The organism is Pseudonocardia spirodelae (genome assembly GCF_037727765.1).
Taxonomy (GTDB): Bacteria; Actinomycetota; Actinomycetes; order Mycobacteriales; family Pseudonocardiaceae; genus Pseudonocardia; species Pseudonocardia spirodelae.
Map to the genome: position 1 here is coordinate 33,446 of NZ_JBBJUP010000008.1, position 18,132 is coordinate 51,577.

Here is an 18,132-nt window from a genome sequence, read left to right on the forward strand (position 1 = left end):
GCCGTTGCGGGTGGAGCCGGGGGTGCTCACTTCTCCTCCAGTGCGGTCTCGATGTCGTGCAGCCCGGCGTCGCCGAGCAGGCCGGCCGCGGCGGCCCGGTGGGCGGTGCGGGCGGCCAGCGCCCGGTAGCCGGCGGCCAGGTCCGGGTCGGCGGCGCCGATGTGGCGCAGGTGGGTGCGGACGGTGCCAGCGTCGCCGCGGGCGACCGGACCGGTCAGCGCGCGGTCGCCGTGACGCAGCGCGTTGTCCAGGGCCGCGGACAGCAGCGGGGCGACGAGCCGCTCGGCGGGCCGGATCCCGGCGCCCTCCAGCAGCTGCACACAGTCCCCGACCAGCGTCGTCAGGTGGTTGGCGCCGTGGGCGAGCGCCGCGTGGTAGAGCGGGCGCACGTCCTCGGGGATCCGGACGGGCTCGGCCGACATCTCCAGGACCAGCGCCTCGGCGACGCTCCAGCCGACCGCGGATTCCGGGTCCCCGCTCGCGGTCACCCCGATGCAGCACGAGGTGAGCCGGTCGACGTCCTCCGGCCGGCCGGTGACGGTCATGGCCGGGTGCAGCGCGAGCGGCAGCACGCCCTGCTCGGCGGCCGGGTCCAGCACGGCGACGCCGTGCGACCCCGCGGTGTGGACGGCGATCTGCCCGGGCCGGAAGCAGCCGGCGGCGGCGAGGCCGCGGACCAGGCCGGGCAGGACGTCGTCCGGGACCGCGAGCAGGACCAGGTCCGCGCGGGTGCAGACCTCGTCGGGCGGGAGCAGGGGGACGTCGGGCAGCAGGGCCCCGGCGCGGCGCACCGAGGCCTGCGAGACCCCGGAGGCGGCGACGACGTGGTGGCCCGCGCGGGCGAGCGCGGCTCCCAGTACCGAACCGACTCGTCCGGCGGAGACCACGCCGACGGCGAGCCGCGCGGGGCGGCCGGGATCGATCACAGTCAGGTCCGTTTCCTCCCGTTCCGGTCCGCGAGGGGTACCGGTCGGGCAATCCGCGGTGTGCCCACGACCTCCGGTGGCCGTGCGCCGGACGCGAGGGTAGACGGGCCCCGGGCCGGCCCGCGTGCTCCTGAGACCGGCCTCACCCCGGGGGGTGGCCGGTGACCGGGCCGCGTCAGCGGGCGGCGGGCCGGTCCGGGTCGTCGCCGGGGCGCAGCATCGGGCGGGTCGGGCCGGGGTCCGACGGGTCGTCGTGGTGGCGGCCCCCCGCGGGCGGGCCCTCCGGACGACGGACCGGACGGGTGACGCCGTCGCCTGCGGTCCCGGTCTCCACCGGCCGGGGGCCGCGGTCCGGTGCGGCCACCGGGGCGGGTCGCCCGCCCGGGCCGGCGCCGGGGACCGCCCCGCCACCGGGTCCCGGCTGCCGCGGGGCGCCCTGCGGGGGCGCGCCGTGCGGGGGGAGACGACCGTCCGGACCGGGCGGGCGGCCGGTCCCGGACGGGCCGGGCCGGAGGACGTGCTCGGGCGTGCCGGGCTGCCGTGACCACGCGGCGGGACCGGCGGCGGGCAAGGCTCCGGTCGGCGCGCCCCCGGCCGGCCCGCCGGACGGCGGGCTCCACCGTGCCCCGCCCGGCACGGGCGGGACCGCGGGGCCCGCGGAGGCGGCCGCGCCGCCGTCGTCGGGGAAGGTCGGGATGCGGAACTGGCCGGAGAAGCTGCCGTCCGGCGCGGCCGGGGGCGGCGGCTCCCAGCCCGTCGGACGCTGCTGCGCCCAGGCCGCCACCAGCGCCTCCGGCACCCCGACGGCCACCGCGCGGGCCCGCAGCAGCGCCGCGAGCTTCTCGTCGTGCAGGGCGTGCGCGCTGTCCTGCACGGCACCGCGGGCGATCCGGTTCCGCATGAACGCCAGCTCGGTCACCGCCGACTGGTACTCCGCGACGGCCTTGGCCGCGGCCGGGCCGGACCGGCGCCTGACCAGCGTCCGCCAGCCGCGCCGGCGCGAGAGCCGGGCCAGCAGCGGCACCTCGCTCGGCGCGATCCAGCCGGCGGCCGCGAACCCGGGCAGCTGCGCCGCGACGATGCGGGCCTCCCGGCGCCGGGCGAGCACCACCAGCGCGACCAGCCCGGCGAAGATCGGGACCATCACGAAGGCGTAGACCCGGTAGAAGGCCCCGGGCGAGGCCGCGAGCACCGACGCGCCGTTCCACAGCGCGTGCAGCACGACCGCGGCGACGTAGCCGGCGACCATGGCGAGCACCCGCACGCCGACGCTGCGACTGGCCGCCGCGACCCCGGCCGCGATGCCGAGCATGCAGGTGAACAGGGGGTGCGCGAACGGCGAGGCGACCCCGCGGACGAACAGCGTCGCGAGCACGCCTGCCGTCTCCGGGTCGGAGACCGCGCGGCCCAGGTAGAGGATGTTCTCGCTGAACGCGAACCCGGCGGCGACGATGCCGGCGTAGACGACGCCGTCGACGATCCCGTCGAACTCGCGGCGCCGGAACAGCAGCAGCCCGACCAGGAACAGCCCCTTGGTGAACTCCTCGACGACCGGGGCGACCACCACCGGCCCGAACAGGTCGCCCGCGCCGCGCCCGGCGGCCGCGTCGAGCACCGCCGAGGCGCTGGTGTTGAGCGTCAGCGCCACCAGCGCGGCGAACCCGGCACCCCACAGGAACGCGCCCATCAGCATCCGCGGCGGCTCGGGCTCCCAGCGGTCCACCCACAGGAACGCGGCCACCACCGGCACGACCGGCAGCAGCGCGGCCAGCGTCCCGACCACGACACCGGCCGTGCCGATCGCCCGCTGCAGCACGCCGACGGTGATCACGGCGAGCAGCGCCAGCAGCACCAGGCCGGCGACGGGCAGCAGCACGCCCCGGCGCTTCGCGGACGGCGCCGGCACCGCGGGGTACGGACGGCCGAGCGTCGGGGACGTCATGGGCGTCGAGCCTAGAGAACCGCCGCGCCGCGCGCGCTCAGGTGGAGCGGATGCCCCCGTCGGTGTCGTCCGGATCGTCCGGGGCCCGGCAGCAGTGCTCCAGCCACAGCGCCGCCGCGACCAGCGCGACCGCGCTGACCAGCCCGATCCCGGCGACGACGCTGTCGTCGGCGGCCGCGACCACGACGGCGGCCCGCGGCAGGGTGTGCATGAGCACGCCCGCCCACAGCCCGGCGACGACCGCGCCGCCGACCGACGACGCCTTGGCCAGCAGCACCGCACGGGCCGCGACGAGCGCGGGGACCGGGGCCGCGCCGTCGCGCCGGGCGATCCGGCGGCGCAGCACAAACCCCCCTGCCGCCTCGGCCGCGGCCAGCGCCGCGACGACCACGGCCGCCGCGACCGGCAGCGCGGGCAGCGAGCCGTAGGCCAGCTGGACACCGATGTTGCCGAGCAGCGCGGCGACCACGGCGATCGCGGCCACGTCGCGCACCCGGGTGGGCCGCACCGTCGGGCGCGGGTCGCCGCCCGGACCCGGCCCGCGGCGGCCGCCGTCCGGTCCGGGGGCGGTCACACCGGGTCCCGCAGGACGAGGTCGTCGCGGCGGTGCACGCCGGAGAGCCCGTCCGGGCCGAGCGCGTCGAGCAGGCCGGCGACCGGCCCGTGCCCGTGCAGGACGGCGCCGGGCTCGGCGAGCAGCCACGGCAGCAGCACCGTCGCCCGCTGCGGGGTGCCGGGGTGCGGCAGCAGCAGCTCCGGGTCGCCGGAGAGGACCGGGCCGTCGTCGCCGTCGACCTGGACGACGTCGACGTCGAGGGTGCGCGGGCCCCACCGCTGCTCGCGGACCCGCCCCGAGGCGTCCTCCAGCGCCTGCCCGCGGCGCAGCCAGCCCCACGCGTCGAGGCCGGGGTCGGACGCGACGAGCACCGCGTTGAGGAAGTCGGGCTGGTCGGTGACACCCCACGGCGCCGTCTCGAACACCGGCGAGACCGCGACGACCGCCGAGCCCAGGTCCGCGACGACCGCGCGCAGGTGCGCGAGCCGGTCGCCGAGGTTGGACCCGAGGGACAGCACGGCGCGGGTCACGGCCGGCTCCGCGTCACGACCACCGCCACGTCGTCGAAGGTCAGCGGGATCGGCGCGGAGGGCTTGTGCAGGGTCACCTCGACCCCGTCGATGCGGGCGTCGAAGTCCAGCACCGCCTGCGCGACCTCCCCGGCAACGGCCTCGATGAGGTCGCGGGCCGGGCCGCCGACGATCCCCGCGGCCAGCTCGGCCAGCTCGCCGTAGTGCAGGGTGTCGGCGAGGTCGTCGGACGCGGCGGCGGGCGCCAGGTCGGCGTGCACGACGAGGTCGACGACGAAGTCCTGCCCGTCGCGCTTCTCGTGGTCGAACACCCCGTGGTGCCCTCGGACCCGCAGACCGCGCAGCTCGATGCGGTCGCCCCCGCTCACCGCCCGCTCTCCCGCGGGGTGCGGGCGCGCGACGCGCCGAGCCGGCAGGCCGCGGCGACGGCGATCGCGTCCATCGTCGAGTCGACGTCGTGCACCCGCACGCCCCAGGCCCCGGCGTTCGCGGCCAGCGCGCTGATCGCCGCGGTCGCGACGTCGCGGCCCGCGGCCGGGCGCGGCTCGCCCTCGGCGGACGCCAGCAGCTCGCCGAGGAACCGCTTGCGCGAGGCACCGACGAGCACCGGGAACCCGAGGTCGACGAACACGTCGAGGCGGCGCAGCAGCGCCCAGTTGTGCGCGGCGGTCTTGGCGAACCCGAGACCCGGGTCCAGCACGATCCGGCCCGGGTCGACCCCGGCCATCACCGCGTGGTCCACCCGCGCGACGAGCTCGGCCCGCACCTCGCCGATGACGTCCTCGTACCCGGCCAGCTGGGCCATCCCGGCGCTGTGCCCGCGCCAGTGCATGATCACCCACGGGGCCCGGCTCTCCGCGACGACGGCGGCCATCCTCGGGTCGGCCAGCCCGCCGGAGACGTCGTTGATCATCGCCGCGCCCGCCTCGACGCAGGCCGCGGCGACCTCGGAGCGGGTGGTGTCGACGCTGACCCGTACGCCCTCGGCGACGAGGTCGCGCACCACCGGCAGCACCCGGTCGCGCTCGGTCGCGGCGTCGACGCGCTGCGCGCCGGGCCGGGTCGACTCGCCACCGACGTCGACGAGGTCGGCACCGGCGTCGCGCATGGCGACCCCGTGGGCGACCGCGTGCGAGCGGTCCAGGTAGCGGCCGCCGTCGGAGAAGGAGTCGGGGGTGACGTTCAGGATGCCCATGACGGCGCACCGGCCGAGCTCGGGGAGAGCTCCGTCCGGGGCGACCACGTCAGGACCCCCTGATCAGCGACAGCGCCTCCGCCCGGGAGGACGCCGAGCTCTTGAACAGCCCGCGGACCGCCGAGGTGGTGGTGCGCGAGCCGGGCTTGCGGATGCCGCGCATCGCCATGCAGAGGTGCTCGGCCTCCAGCACGACGATCACCGCCCGCGGGTCGAGCTTGCGCACGAGCGCGTCGGCGATCTGCGCGGTCAGCCGCTCCTGCACCTGCGGGCGCTTGGCGTAGAGGTCGACCACCCGGGCGAGCTTGGACAGGCCGGTGACCTGCCCGTCGACGGCGGGGATGTACCCGACGTGCGCGACGCCGTGGAAGGGCACCAGGTGGTGCTCGCAGGTCGAGAACATCGGGATGTCCTTGACCAGCACGAGCTCGCCGTGGCCCTCGTCGAAGGTCTTCTCCAGCACGGTGTCCGGGTCGACGAACAGCCCGGCGAAGATCTCGCCGTAGGCCCGCGCGACCCGCGCCGGGGTCTCGGCGAGGCCGGGGCGGTCCGGGTCCTCCCCGATCGCGATCAGCAGCTCCCGGACGGCGCGCTCCGCACGGTCGAGGTCGACCCCGCCGGGCACGGCCTGGGTCACCCCGGCCGCCACCGCGGCGGACTCCACCGGTGCGGGGCGTCCGTCGGTCGTCGACGTGCTCAGTGTCCTGCCTCCGGGTCGTGGCCGCGCCGCTGGTCGCCGGCGTCGGTGTCGCGTCCGCCCGGTGCGCCGTTGCCGTGCGCACCGGCGCCGTTGCCGTGGTGGCCGGGCTGCGGGCCGGGCTGCTGTGGCGGCGCCCAGTTCGGCGGCGGCCAGCTCTGCCCCTGCGGGGTCGTGGCGGGGCGCCAGTCCGGCGGGGCGCCGTAGTTCGGGGCGACGGCGTTGGGCGGCTGCTGTCCCGCGTAGGGCCCCGGGCTCGCCGGGTGGCCGTTGCCCGGTGCGGCGTAGCCGTTGCCGGGGCCGCCGTGCGCCGGGCCGCCGTGCGCCGGGCCGCCGTGCGCCGGGACACCGTTGCCGGGGGCGCCGTGGTGCGGGGCGCCGCCGTTCGGGGTGCCGCCGTTCGGGGTGCCGTAGCCGCCGTCGTCCGGGGCGTCCGGCCGGGCCGGGGCCGACCCGCCCGCGGGGAACGGCGAGGCGCCGGGCGTGCCGGGCGCGTCGCCGTAGCCGTTGGCCGCGCCGGACCCGATCGGGGCCGGGGTGCGCTCGTCGGGCTCCGGCCAGGTCTCGCCGCGCTCGTGGGCGAGCTCGCGCGGGGTCTTGATCGGCGGCTTCTCCGACGGCGTGCGCACGCCGAAGTCGTCGAACGCGGTGATCCGCGGCCGCTTCTCCACCGACCCGAAGATCCGCTCCAGGTCGCGGCGGTTGAGGGTCTCCTTGTCCAGGAGCTCCAGCACGAGGTCGTCGAGCACGTCGCGGTAGGTGTTGAGGATCTCCCACGCCTCGGTGTGCGCGGCCTCGATGAGCTTGCGCACCTCCTCGTCGATCTCGTGGGCGACCTCGAGCGAGTAGTCCGCCTGGTTGCCCATCGAGCGCCCGAGGAACGGGTCGCCCTGCTCGCGGCCGTAGCGGACGGCGCCGAGCTTGGCGCTCATGCCGTACTCGGTGACCATCGCGCGGGCGATCTTGGTGGCCTGGTCGATGTCGGAGGACGCGCCGGTGGTGGGCTCGTGGAAGACGAGCTCCTCGGCGGAGCGCCCGCCCATCGCGAACACCAGCCGGGCGATCATCTCCGCGCGGGTCATGAGGCCCTTGTCGTCCTCCGGGACGACGAGCGCGTGCCCGCCGGTGCGCCCGCGCGGCAGGATCGTGAGCTTGTAGACCGGCTCCAGGTCCGGCATCGCCCACGCGGCCAGCGCGTGCCCGCCCTCGTGGTACGCGGTGATCTTCTTCTCACGCTCGGAGACGATCTTCGACTTGCGCCGCGGGCCGCCGACGACGCGGTCGACCGACTCCTCCAGCGCGGCTCCGGTGATCCGGCTGCCGTGCTCGCGCGCGGTCAGCAGCGCGGCCTCGTTGATGACGTTGGCCAGGTCGGCGCCGGACATCCCGACGGTCCGCTTGGCCAGTGCGGTGAAGTCGACGTCGTCGCCGAAGGGCTTGCCCTTGGCGTGGACCTCCAGGATCCGGCGGCGGCCCGCGAGGTCGGGGGCGCCGACGGGGATCTGGCGGTCGAAGCGGCCCGGGCGCAGCAGCGCCGGGTCCAGGATGTCGGGGCGGTTGGTCGCGGCGATCAGGATGATCCCGCCGCGCGCGTCGAAGCCGTCCATCTCGACGAGCAGCTGGTTCAGGGTCTGCTCGCGCTCGTCGTGCCCGCCGCCGAGGCCGGCGCCGCGCTGGCGGCCGACCGCGTCGATCTCGTCGACGAAGATGATGCAGGGCGCGTTCTGCTTGGCCTGCTCGAACAGGTCGCGCACCCGGGAGGCGCCGACACCGACGAACATCTCGACGAAGTCCGAGCCGGAGATCGTGTAGAACGGCACGCCCGCCTCGCCGGCCACGGCCCGCGCGAGCAGCGTCTTGCCGGTGCCGGGCGGGCCGTAGAGCAGCACGCCCTTCGGGATCTTCGCGCCCAGGGCCTGGTAGCGCCCCGGGTTCTGCAGGAAGTCCTTGATCTCGTAGAGCTCCTCGACCGCCTCGTCGGCGCCCGCCACGTCGGAGAACGTGTTCTTCGGCATGTCCTTGTTGAGCTGCTTGGCCTTGGACTTGCCGAAGCTCATCACCCGGTTCCCGCCGCCCTGGGCGTTGTTCAGGAACCAGAACAGCAGGATCAGGACGAGCGCCAGCGGGATCATCGTGATCAGCAGCGTGGACAGGAACGAGTCCTGGCGCACGACCGTGTCGTACTGCGCGATGCCCGGGACCTGGCGCACCTGGTCGAAGATCTGGCCGGAGAGCTGGGCCGGGTACTGCGTGATGATCTGGGTGGTCTCGGTGCCGTCGACCGGGATCGGGCGGTCCAGGGTCAGCCGGAGCTGCTGTTCCCGGTCCTCGACCAGTGCGTCACGGACGTTCCCCTGCTGGACCTGGGTCAGCGCGACCGACGTCGACACCTCGGTGTACCCGCGGGTGTCGTCGAACAGCGAGCTGAACCCGAGGTAGATCAGGAGCGCGACGAGGATCCAGATCAGCGGGTTGCGGAGCAGGCGCTTGCGGTCCATGCAACGTCGGCCTGGGTGGCCTTCACCTTCCCGGGAGTGGTTCACGGCAGCGGCGGCGGACGGTGTACCGCCCCGCCGGAGGGCCCTGACCCGCCAGGATAGCCCCACGAACGGTGGGGTGCTCCGGGCGGACCGGGCCGGTGACCGCCCACGCGGGGCGGTCGGAGGATCAACGTGCGGGCGACCTGCCCGGTTCCCCCACGCGGGTGTCCCGACGCACACCCCGACACCGTCGTGTGGGACAACTGTAGGGGCACGCTCGGTGCCCGGACGGCGGCGGAACGCGCTCGCGGTTGCTCCGTCCGGCCGAGCGGGGACGTGTGCGGGTCGGGAGGGGCGGATCGGATGGCGCTGGGCACGGTGAGCGGACCCCGCCGGACGGTGTCCGTCCTGGCCGCCGGGCTGGCGGCCGCCGCGGTGCTCGCGGTGTTCACCACCCCGGTCGGGACGGCCGTGGCCGCGCCCGTCGCCCCGGCCCCCGCACCGACGGCGCCGGCGGCGGTCACCGCCCCGCCCGCGACGACCGCACGGGCCGAGGCGGCCGCCCCGCACCGGCCGCTGCCGGCGGTGGGGCCGTCCGGGATCGGCCCGGGCACCGTCACCGAGACCACGGGTGCGGGACTGTGCACCGCGGGGTTCGTGTTCACCGCGGGCGACCGTACGTTCCTCGCGCAGGCCGCGCACTGCGGCGGCACCGGCGACGAGACCGAGACCGACGGCTGCACCTCGGCCGCTGTGCCGCTGGGCACCCCGGTGCGGGTGCACGGCCGGGGCGGGACCGTCACCGCGACGCTGGCCTGGAGCTCGTGGAACACCATGCAGGCCCGCGGGGAGACCGACCCGGACGTCTGCGCCTACAACGACCTCGCGCTCGTCGAGCTGCCGGCCGGGTCGGCCGCGGACACCGGGTCCGCGGTGCCGTTCTTCGGCGGGCCCGCCGGGGTCCGCACCGCCCCGCTCGCGCCCGGCACCCCGGTCTACGGCCTGACCAACGCACCCGGCCCCGGTGGTGTCCGCTCGGTCGGGGCGCGCTCCGGCGCGGTCGCCGGGGAGGTCGGCGGCGGCTGGGGCCACGCGGTGTACGCGGTGCAGGACGGCGTCGCCGGGGAGTCCGGCAGCCCGCTGCTCGACGCCGAGGGCCGCGCGATCGGCGTGCTGTCGAGCCTGACGACCACCGCGGACCTGCCCAGCGTCGAGTACACCGACCTGGCCCGGGCGCTGGACTACGCGGCCCGGACCGACGGCCCGCCCGGGCTGGCGCTCGCCGTGGGCCCGGCGTTCACCGCGGCGCCGCCCGGGCTCGACCCGCGGGCGCTCGCGACGCCCGCCGGCCCCGGGGTGCGCTGAGCCGGCTCAGGCGTAGACGCGCGGGTCGAGCGTGCCGATGTAGGGCAGGTCGCGGTAGCGCTCGGCGTAGTCGAGGCCGTAGCCGACGACGAACTCGTTCGGGATGTCGAAGCCGACGTAGCGCACCGGGACGTCGACCTTCACCGCGTCCGGCTTGCGCAGCAGCGTCACGACCTCCAGCGACGCGGGCGAGCGCGTCTGCAGGTTGCCCAGCAGCCAGTTCAGCGTCAGGCCGGAGTCGATGATGTCCTCGACGATCAGGACGTGGCGGCCCGCGATGTCGCGGTCGAGGTCCTTGAGGATCCGCACCACGCCCGACGACGACGTGGACGAGCCGTAGGAGCTCACGGCCATGAACTCGAGCTGGGCCGGGATGGGCAGGGCGCGGGCGAAGTCGGTCATGAACATGACCGCGCCCTTCAGGACGCCGATCAGGACCAGGTCGGTCTCGCGGCCGTCGCGGACGAGGTCGGCGTAGTCCCCGCCGACCTGCCGGGCCAGCTCAGCGGTCTTCTCGCGCACCTGCTCCTCGGTGACCAGCACCGAGGAGATGTCCCCGTCGTACACCCGACCCCCTCGCACGGGCCGTGCCCCGGCCCGGTCGACTCCCTGCACCGGCCCGCGGTCACGCCCGGTCACGCCGCCGGCTGCGGTGGCGCACGAGGAGCCTGCCACGGGCGCGGGTCAGCTCCAAGCCGCCTCCGAGGGCCGGTCCGCCCTGCCCGCGCCAGGCCCCGACCAGGTCGTCGGCCGCGCGCAGCTGGGCGTCGGTGACCGCCCGCGCGCCGTGGCCGGCGAGCCATTCCCGCAGGACCCGGCGCCGTACGGCGGGGGCGGCGGCGCCCAGGACGGCCGCGTCGAGCGCGGTGGCGGCGGGTCCGCACGGCTCCCGGGCGTCCGAGCCGGGCCCGGGTGCGACGTCGCGGGCGGGGGCGGTGCTGTCACCGGAATCACCCGTCCCGGGGGAGGGTGGCGCCGCGGGGCGTTCACCGTCCGTGTCCGGTCGGACCGCGTCGGCGTACACCCGGGCCGCCTGGGCGGACAGCGCGGTGTCGTCGTCGCGGAGCTGGGCGGCGGTGCGGGCCAGCGCCGCGGCGACGCCGCCGCCGAGCACGTCCTCCAGCAGCGGCAGGACCTCGTGACGCAGCCGGGCGCGGGTGAAGCGGGGGTCGTCGTTGTGCGGGTCGGCCCAGGTCCGCACCCCTGCGGCGGCGCAGGCGGCGGCGGTGTCGGCGCGGCGCACGCCCAGCAGCGGGCGCAGCCACGGCGCCGACCACTCCCGCATCCCGGCCAGCGAGCGGGCGCCGGAGCCCCGGCCCAGCCCGAGCAGGACGGTCTCGGCCTGGTCGTCGAGGGTGTGCCCGAGCAGCACCGGCGACGACGGCGCCGGCCGCGCCGCACGCAGCGCCGCGTACCGGGCGCGCCGGGCGGCCGCCTCCGGTCCCCCGCCCCCGGTGACCGCGACGGGGTGCACGGTCGCGGTGATCCCGCGGTCGTGCAGCCGCGCGGCGAGCGCGGCGGAGCGTTCCGCGGAACCGTCCTGCAGCCCGTGGTCGACGACGGCGGCGTGCACCGGCCCGTCGACGGCGTCGCGGACGGCGAGCACGAGCGCGGTGGAGTCCGCCCCGCCCGAGCAGCCGACCAGCGGCGGCGCGGCCCGGCGGTCGTCGGGCAGCCGTGCGAGGGCGTCCCGGACGGCGCGGCGCACCCGGCCCGCGGCCGCGTCGGTGCTCAGCCGACCCGGCGCAGCCACGCGGGCGGGTCGTCGAGCTCGGCGCGGGTCGGCAGGGTCTGCGGGGACTCCCAGGCCCGGTTGATGCCGGCCATCCCGGCCTCGCGCTCGACCGCCCGGCAGAACGCGGCCCCGACGGCGTACTGGCGCATCTTGGCCTCCACGCCGAGCAGCGCCCGCAGGAGCCGGTCGATCAGGCCGCCGCCGCGGCGCCGCTCGGTGAACCGGCGGCGGATCAGCGCGACGTCGGGCACCACGTCCGGCCCGACCGCGTCCATCACGTGGTCGGCGTGCCCCTCGAGCAGCGTCGACAGCGCGAGCAGCCGGTCCAGGACGGCGCGCTGCTCGGGCCCCTGCAGCAGCTCGACCAGGGCGAGCACGTCGGCCCTGCGGCCGTCCTCGCCGCGCAGGGCGCGGATCGCGTCGGGCAGCCGGGCCAGCCGCGCGCTGTCGGGTTCCTGCAGCGTGAGCAGCTCGGTGACCAGGCCCGCGAAGTGCTCGCGCAGCCACCCGACGGCGGTGAACTGCAGCCGGTGGGTGGCCTCGTGCAGGCAGACCCAGAGGCCGAACTGCTCGCCGTCGACGTCGAGGGACTCCGACGCGGCGTGCACGTTCGGGGCGACGACGATGAGCCGCCCGGCGCCGTCCGGCCCGCCGAACGGGTCGTACTGGCCCAGCACACGGGCGCCCATGTACGCCAGCAGCGCCCCGACCTGCAGCCCGGACGCCCCGGCGGTGACGGTCCGCAGCGGCCACGGCGAGGCGGGCAACCGGGCTCCGGAGGTCAGCGCCTCCATCCCGCCGATGGCGGCGCGCGCCCACGCGGGGCGGTCCAGCACGTCGGCGGGCAGCAGCGGCAGGCCCGCGCCGAGCCCGGTGACCTCGCGGACGTGGCCCTCCGCGCGCGCCGAGTCGACGCGCAGCCGCTCCACCAGCTCGGCGGCGATCCGCGGGGTGGTGCGCGGCCCGGGGGGCATCAGCGAGGCCGCCGTCGACGCGGCCAGGGACCAGTTCACCGGCAGCCCGGTGCCGCGGGCGGGCCGGGTCGCGCCGGTGACCGGGCCGGTCGTGTCGGTCTCCATGCGGCCCACGCTACCCGCGACGGCGCGGGCCGGGTGGGCGCTCAGCCGCGGCAGCCGCAGCGCGACAACGTGGCCGCGACCCGGTCCAGCGCGGGCCGGGCGTCGGCCGGGGAGGTGCCGTTGGACAGCAGCGCGAACACGAGCAGCCTGCCGTCGACGTCGGTCACGACCCCGGCGAGGCTGGACGCGCCCGACAGCGTCCCCGTCTTGGCCCGGACGACGCCGCGCCCGGCGACCGAGCGGGCGTCGCCGAAGCGCTCGGCGAGCGTCCCGCCACCGCCCGCCACCGGCAGGCCGGTGAGGATCGGGCGGAGGAACTGCACGTCGGTGGGGCTGTCGGACTGCGCGGCCGCCGACGCGAGGACCGCGCCGAGCACCCGGGCCGGGATCAGGTTGTCGCGGGAGAGCCCGCTGCCGTCGGCCAGGGTCAGGCCGGACACGTCGTAGCCGGCCTGCACGAGCGCCTCGGTGACGGCCTTGGCGGCGCCGGTGAAGGACGCCTCGCCCTCCTTGGAGACGGCGACCTGGCGGGCCATCGCCTCGGCGGTGACGTTGTCCGACGCGGTGAGCATGTACTCGACGAGGCTGGCGATCGGCGGGGAGGACACGCTGCCCAGCACGGGGGCGTTCGCCGCGGCCGCGCCCTCGCGGACCTCGGAGGCACCCAGCGCCGCGGCCAGTGCGCGCCCGGCCGCCCGGGCGGGGTCGTCGGAGCGGGGGCCGTCCTGCTGTTCCGGGTCGGTCCGGCCGCCGTCGAGCATCAGTGGCGACATCGGCGCGACGTAGCCGTCGGCGACGTCGGTCGGCCCCCAGCCGGGGGCCTGCGCCGGCCCGGCCCACAGGCTCGTGTCGGTGTAGACGGTCGTGATCGGGCGTCCGACGGCCTTCTTGACCTGCTCGGCGAGGTCGTCGATGCGCGCGGGCTCGGGGTAGAGCCCGTTCTTCCCGTCGGGCAGGGCGGTCAGCGACGGGTCGCCGGAGCCGACCAGCACCACCGAGTCCGGGGTCGGCCCGGGGACCACCCGGGTCGCGAGCCGGTCGGTCGGGTTCATGGTGAGCAGCGCGGCCGCGGCGGTGAGCAGCTTGGTGGTCGAGCCGGGCACCATCGGGCGGTCGCCGTCGCGCTCCCAGATGGGCGCGACGCCGCCGGGGGCGGCCGAGTCCATGACCACACCGGTGACCTCGCCCAGCTCGGGCGCGTCCAGCTGGGAGGTCAGCGCCTCGGTGATCCCGGCGGTGCTGGGCACCGGCGCGGTCGGGGTGAGCGGCCGCAGGGCCGGCATCGGGACGGGCGGGTACGGCGTCGCGGCGGTGCCCAGCCCGAACGAGCTGCGCGCCTCCGGGCCGGCCAGCGCGACCGCGCCGAACAACGAGGCCAGTGCCATCACGGCGACGGCGACGACGGCGAACCGCCGGTAGCTGCGCTCCGGCCGGCGATGCCTGCGTCCCACGACCCCTCCTGTACTCCCGCCGGGCGGCCGACCTGCCCGACCGGCTGTGCGACGCGGGCCACATCGGCCCGCTCCGCCCTCACCGGCCTGCACCCGCGCACGCCCGGTCCCTCACACTAGGGGGCAGCACCGGCGCCGCCGGAGCGGGCGGGCCCCACGGCCCGACCGCCGTCCGGCGCGTCGTGACCCGCCAGACCGCTGACCCTCTTCAAGGAGCAACGAACCGTGGACTTCGACGTCACCATCGAAATCCCCAAGGGCGGCCGGAACAAGTACGAGGTCGACCACGAGACCGGGCGCATCCGGCTCGACCGCACCCTGTTCACCGCCACCCAGTACCCCGCCGACTACGGGTTCATCGACGACACCCTCGGCGAGGACGGGGACCCGCTGGACGCCCTGGTCCTGGTGCAGGAGCCCACCTTCCCGGGCTGCGTGATCCGCTCCCGCGCGATCGGCATGTTCCGCATGAAGGACGAGAAGGGCGGCGACGACAAGGTCCTCTGCGTCCCGAGCGACGACCCCCGCCAGGAGCACCTGCGCGACATCCACCACCTGGCCGAGTTCGACCGGGCGGAGATCCAGCACTTCTTCGAGATCTACAAGACGCTGGAGCCGGGCAAGAGCGTCGAGGGCGCCTCCTGGGTCGGCCGCGCCGACGCCGAGCGCGAGATCAAGGCGTCCTACGAGCGGGCCCGCGCCGCCGGTCACTGACCGGTCGCACCGGCCCGCCACCGGGTGGCCGCCCGCGCGGCCACCCGGTGGCGGTCAGGACAGGCCGGTCACCGACCGGACCTCCATCTCCCGGGCGAGCTCCGGGTCGGCCGGCTCGCGGCCGGTCAGGGTGCCCAGCACCCCGGCCACGAACGCCAGCGGCACCGACACGATCGCCGGGTTCGTCAGCGGAAACCACGCCAGGTCGACCCCCGGGAACAGCGCCCCCGGGCCGCCGGTCACCGTCGTGGAGAACGCGATGAGCAGCACCGAGCTCGCCAGGCCGGTGTAGATGCTCCACAGCGCCCCGCGGGTGGCGAACCGCGGCCAGAACAGCGCGAACACGATCGTCGGCAGGTTCGCCGAGGCCGCGATGGCCAGCCCCAGCGACACCAGGAACGCCACGTTCACCTCGCGTGCCACCACCCCGCCCAGGATCGCGACGGCGCCGACCACGACCGCGGTCCGGCGGGCGACCCGGATCTCCTCGGCCGGCTCGGCCCTCCCGCCGCGCAGGATCGAGGCGTACACGTCGTGCGCGAACGACGCCGACGCCGTCAGCGTCAGCCCGGCGACCACCGCGAGGATCGTCGCGAAGGCGACCGCGGCGACGACGCCGAGCACCGCGGTGCCGCCGATCTCGTAGGCCAGCAGCGGGGCCGCGGAGTTCGCCGCCCCCGGCGCCGCGAGGATCCGGTCCCGGCCGACGACGACGGCCGCGCCGAACCCGACGACCAGGATGCACAGGTAGAAGACCACCATCAGCCAGGAGCACCAGGTCACCGAGCGGCGGGCCTGCACCGCGTCGGGCACGGTGAACAAGCGCATCAGCACGTGCGGCAGGCTGGAGATGCCCAGCACCAGCGCGAGGCCGAGGGACAGGAAGTCGATCCGCCCGGCGAGGCCGTGGCCGTACCACGCGCCCGGCTCGAGCAGTGCCCCGCCGAGCGGGCTGCCCGCGGCCGCGCGCCCCAGCAGCTCCGACAGGTCCAGCCCGAAGCGGCCGAGCACGAACGCGGCGAGGCCCGCCACGCAGACCAGGAGCAGCACCGCCTTGACGATCTGCACCCAGGTCGTGCCCCGCATCCCGCCAAGCAGCACGTAGGCCATCATCACGACGCCGACGAGCACGATCACCGCGGACTGCCCGCCTGCGGTATGGATGGCGAGCAGCAGCGCGACCAGGCTGCCCGCCCCGGCCATCTGCGCGACCATGTAGACGATCGAGATGACCAGCGTCGAGGTCGCCGGGCCGCCCGGACGGGGCCCTGGCGCAGCCGGTAGGCCATCACGTCGCCCATCGTGAAGCGCCCGGTGTTGCGCAGCCCCTCGCCGACCACGAGCAGCGCGACGAGCCAGGCCACAACCCAGCTGACCGAGTAGACGAAGCCGTCGTAGCCGTACACGGCGATCGCCCCGGAGATGCCGAGGAACGACGCGGCGGACAGGAAGTCGCCGGACATGGCGATGCCGTTCTGCGTGCCGCTGAAGCCGCCGCCGGCGGCGAAGTAGTCGTCGGGGGTGGCGTCGCGGTGGCTGACCCGGTAGACGATGCCGAGCGTGACCAGCACGAACACCCCGAAGACCACCATGTTGACGACGGGGTCGCCGATCTGCGCCGGGGCGGTCACCGGCGGGCTCCCCGGTGCCCGCCGTGGACCTCGCGCAGCTGCGCGACGAACGGGTCCAGCTCGCGGGCGGCGAAGCGCCGGTACACGCCGACGATGACCAGCGTGGACACGAACTGGGACAGGCCCAGCAGGAAGCCGAGGTTCACCGAGCCCAGCACGGGCGTCGCGGTGAGCGAGGGCGCGAACGCCGACAGCCCGACGAACAGGCCGTACCAGGCCAGGAACACCACCGAGGCGACCGCGACGAACCGGTTCCGGCGGGCGCGCAGGGCGCGGTAGCGGGGGTCGGCGTGCACGGCGTCGGCGAGCCGCACCGGCGGCGCGGCCGGGACGGGGCCACCGGGGAGGGGGCGGGTCATGTCCTCGGTCCACCGGCCGGGCGGCGGCGGAGCCTGCACGCGCGGGATCCGACTGTCCATCGGGCACCTGCCTCAGCAGCGGGCACGGGGCGGCCACCGGTCGTCGTCCGTCTCGGGAACGCGCCCCGCACACCGGGGACGGGGGCCTCCCCGCCGGTCGTACGTCCGCCCCTGCGGAACGCGGCGACGACGGTACCAGCGAATTTGCGTGACGAAACGATCGGTGGCCGAGCCCACCCGGACGGGGCGGCCGGTCGGTCAGACGCGTTCGAAGACCGCGGCCAGGCCCTGCCCGCCGCCGATGCACATCGTCTCCAGCCCGTAGCGGGCATCACGACGCACCATCTCCCGCGACAGCGTGGCCAGGATCCGCCCACCGGTCGCCCCGACCGGGTGCCCCATCGAGATCCCCGACCCGTGCACGTTGGTGCGCTCGAAATCGGCGTCGGTGAACTTCCACTCCCGCGTGCACGCCAGGACCTGCGCGGCGAACGCCTCGTTCAGCTCGATCAGATCCATGTCGGCCAGCGTCAACCCCGCCCCCGCCAGCGCCGTGGCCGTCGCCGGGACCGGGCCGATACCCATCGTCTTCGGCGCGACCCCGCCCAACCCCCAGGACACGACCCGCACCAGCGGCCGCAACCCCAGCTCCGCGGCCGTGTCCGGGCTGGTCACCACACACACCGCGGCACCGTCGTTCTGCCCCGAGGCGTTACCCGCGGTCACCGTCGCGTCCGGGTCGTCACGACCCAGGATCGGACGCAACCTCGCCAACTTGTCCACCGTGGAGTCCGGGCGGACGTGCTCGTCACGCTCCACCACGGTGTCGCCCTTGCGGCCGGGCACCGTCACCGCGACGATCTCCTCGTCGAACACCCCCGCCGCCTGCGCCGCCGCCGCCCGCTGGTGCGACCGCACCGCGTACTCGTCCTGCTCGCCGCGGCCGATCCCGTAGTCGCGGCGCAGGTTCTCCGCGGTCTCCAGCATCCCGCCCGGCACCGGGAAGCGCACCCCGCCCGCGGTCACCCGGCCCCGGGCCAGCGAGTCGTTCAACGTGACCGCACCCGCGGCACCCCAGCGCATCCCGGTCGAGTAGAACGACGCCCCCGACATCGACTCCGCCCCACCGGCCAGCACCACCTCCGCCGCACCCGTACGGACCTGCATCGCCGCGTAGAGCACCGCCTGCAGCCCCGACCCGCACCGACGGTCGATCTGGATACCCCCCGCGGTCACCGGCAGGCCCGCGTCCAACGCGGCGACCCGCCCGATCGCCGGCGCGTCCATCGACGGGTAACAGTGCCCCAGCACCACATCGTCGACGACCCCGCCGTCGAGCCCGGTCCGCTCCATCACCGCACCGATCACCGTCGCGGCCAGGGAATGGGCCGCCACATCACGCAACGACCCCCCGAACCCACCCACCGGGGTCCGCACCGGCTCACAGATCACCGCATCACGCACGGTCGGTC

Annotated in this window: 16 protein-coding genes and 1 pseudogene; 2 read left to right on the forward strand and 15 right to left on the reverse strand. The window is 76.2% G+C overall.

The window, feature by feature from the left end; all coding sequences use genetic code 11:
• Positions 1–26 precede the first annotated feature (26 nt).
• From WJX68_RS11480 to ftsH, 8 genes are all read right to left on the reverse strand, one after another.
• A complete protein-coding gene (locus WJX68_RS11480) occupies positions 27–923 on the reverse strand; it encodes a Rossmann-like and DUF2520 domain-containing protein (protein ID WP_340289925.1) in 897 nt (298 codons plus the stop codon).
• A 178-nt stretch (positions 924–1,101) separates the two neighbouring features.
• Positions 1,102–2,868: a PrsW family glutamic-type intramembrane protease gene (locus WJX68_RS11485; RefSeq protein WP_340289417.1), complete on the reverse strand. Its 1,767-nt coding sequence runs from the start codon at positions 2,866–2,868 to the stop codon at positions 1,102–1,104.
• Between the two features lie 37 nt (positions 2,869–2,905).
• Complete coding sequence (locus WJX68_RS11490) at positions 2,906–3,442, reverse strand: DUF3180 domain-containing protein (RefSeq protein ID WP_340289420.1); 537 nt, start codon at positions 3,440–3,442, stop codon at positions 2,906–2,908.
• On the reverse strand, positions 3,439–3,954 hold the full coding sequence (folK, locus tag WJX68_RS11495; protein ID WP_340289423.1) for a 2-amino-4-hydroxy-6-hydroxymethyldihydropteridine diphosphokinase: 516 nt from the start codon (positions 3,952–3,954) through the stop codon (positions 3,439–3,441). The genes WJX68_RS11490 and folK overlap by 4 nt, the downstream gene beginning before the upstream one ends.
• A complete protein-coding gene (gene folB / locus WJX68_RS11500) occupies positions 3,951–4,322 on the reverse strand; it encodes a dihydroneopterin aldolase (RefSeq protein ID WP_340289426.1) in 372 nt (123 codons plus the stop codon). Before folB ends, folK begins: the two co-directional genes overlap by 4 nt.
• The gene (gene folP / locus WJX68_RS11505; RefSeq protein WP_340289926.1) at positions 4,319–5,149 is read right to left on the reverse strand and encodes a dihydropteroate synthase; all 831 of its coding nucleotides are present in this window, start codon (positions 5,147–5,149) and stop codon (positions 4,319–4,321) included. The genes folB and folP overlap by 4 nt, the downstream gene beginning before the upstream one ends.
• Positions 5,150–5,198: 49 nt before the next feature.
• Complete coding sequence (folE, locus tag WJX68_RS11510; protein ID WP_422785693.1) at positions 5,199–5,813, reverse strand: GTP cyclohydrolase I FolE; 615 nt, start codon at positions 5,811–5,813, stop codon at positions 5,199–5,201.
• A 32-nt stretch (positions 5,814–5,845) separates the two neighbouring features.
• A complete protein-coding gene (gene ftsH, locus WJX68_RS11515) occupies positions 5,846–8,344 on the reverse strand; it encodes an ATP-dependent zinc metalloprotease FtsH (RefSeq protein WP_340289429.1) in 2,499 nt (832 codons plus the stop codon).
• Between the two features lie 360 nt (positions 8,345–8,704).
• Here ftsH and WJX68_RS11520 point away from each other — a divergent pair, with 360 nt between their 5' ends.
• Positions 8,705–9,691 carry a serine protease gene (locus WJX68_RS11520; RefSeq protein ID WP_340289430.1) on the forward strand — a complete coding sequence of 329 codons (987 nt, stop codon included), beginning with the start codon at positions 8,705–8,707 and terminating at the stop codon, positions 9,689–9,691.
• Positions 9,692–9,697: 6 nt separating this feature from the next.
• Here the strand turns inward: WJX68_RS11520 and hpt are convergent, their stop codons facing one another.
• From hpt to dacB, 4 genes are all read right to left on the reverse strand, one after another.
• Entirely contained in the window at positions 9,698–10,258 is a 561-nt protein-coding gene (gene hpt, locus WJX68_RS11525; protein ID WP_340289433.1) for a hypoxanthine phosphoribosyltransferase, read from the reverse strand.
• A gap of 58 nt (positions 10,259–10,316) precedes the next feature.
• Positions 10,317–11,444, reverse strand: coding sequence for a tRNA lysidine(34) synthetase TilS (gene tilS, locus WJX68_RS11530; protein ID WP_340289436.1), 1,128 nt, complete (start codon positions 11,442–11,444; stop codon positions 10,317–10,319).
• Entirely contained in the window at positions 11,423–12,400 is a 978-nt protein-coding gene (locus WJX68_RS11535; RefSeq protein ID WP_340289931.1) for a zinc-dependent metalloprotease, read from the reverse strand. The genes tilS and WJX68_RS11535 overlap by 22 nt, the downstream gene beginning before the upstream one ends.
• A 146-nt stretch (positions 12,401–12,546) precedes the next feature.
• Positions 12,547–13,956 carry a D-alanyl-D-alanine carboxypeptidase/D-alanyl-D-alanine endopeptidase gene (gene dacB / locus WJX68_RS11540; protein WP_340289440.1) on the reverse strand — a complete coding sequence of 470 codons (1,410 nt, stop codon included), beginning with the start codon at positions 13,954–13,956 and terminating at the stop codon, positions 12,547–12,549.
• Between the two features lie 225 nt (positions 13,957–14,181).
• Here dacB and WJX68_RS11545 point away from each other — a divergent pair, with 225 nt between their 5' ends.
• Positions 14,182–14,670: an inorganic diphosphatase gene (locus WJX68_RS11545; RefSeq protein WP_340289443.1), complete on the forward strand. Its 489-nt coding sequence runs from the start codon at positions 14,182–14,184 to the stop codon at positions 14,668–14,670.
• A 54-nt stretch (positions 14,671–14,724) separates the two neighbouring features.
• Here the strand turns inward: WJX68_RS11545 and WJX68_RS11550 are convergent.
• The 3 genes and pseudogenes from WJX68_RS11550 to WJX68_RS11560 all read right to left on the reverse strand — a co-directional run bounded on the left by WJX68_RS11550 (position 14,725) and on the right by WJX68_RS11560 (position 18,124).
• A pseudogene (locus WJX68_RS11550) lies at positions 14,725–16,262 on the reverse strand (solute symporter family protein).
• Positions 16,263–16,297: 35 nt separating this feature from the next.
• Positions 16,298–16,660 (reverse strand): DUF485 domain-containing protein, encoded by a 363-nt coding sequence (locus tag WJX68_RS11555; protein WP_340289446.1) that lies wholly within the window; start codon positions 16,658–16,660, stop codon positions 16,298–16,300.
• Positions 16,661–16,918: 258 nt separating this feature from the next.
• Positions 16,919–18,124 carry an acetyl-CoA C-acetyltransferase gene (locus WJX68_RS11560; RefSeq protein WP_340286268.1) on the reverse strand — a complete coding sequence of 402 codons (1,206 nt, stop codon included), beginning with the start codon at positions 18,122–18,124 and terminating at the stop codon, positions 16,919–16,921.
• Between the last annotated feature and the right edge of the window lie 8 nt (positions 18,125–18,132).

Coding starts and splice junctions, on each gene's coding strand:
- WJX68_RS11485 (WP_340289417.1), bottom strand. CDS start 2,868: ATGACGTCCCCGACGCTCGGCCGTCCGTACCCCGCGGTGCCGGCGCCG.
- ftsH (WP_340289429.1), bottom strand. CDS start 8,344: ATGGACCGCAAGCGCCTGCTCCGCAACCCGCTGATCTGGATCCTCGTC.
- WJX68_RS11555 (WP_340289446.1), bottom strand. CDS start 16,660: ATGACCCGCCCCCTCCCCGGTGGCCCCGTCCCGGCCGCGCCGCCGGTG.
- WJX68_RS11535 (WP_340289931.1), bottom strand. CDS start 12,400: ATGCCCCCCGGGCCGCGCACCACCCCGCGGATCGCCGCCGAGCTGGTG.
- folP (WP_340289926.1), bottom strand. CDS start 5,149: ATGGGCATCCTGAACGTCACCCCCGACTCCTTCTCCGACGGCGGCCGC.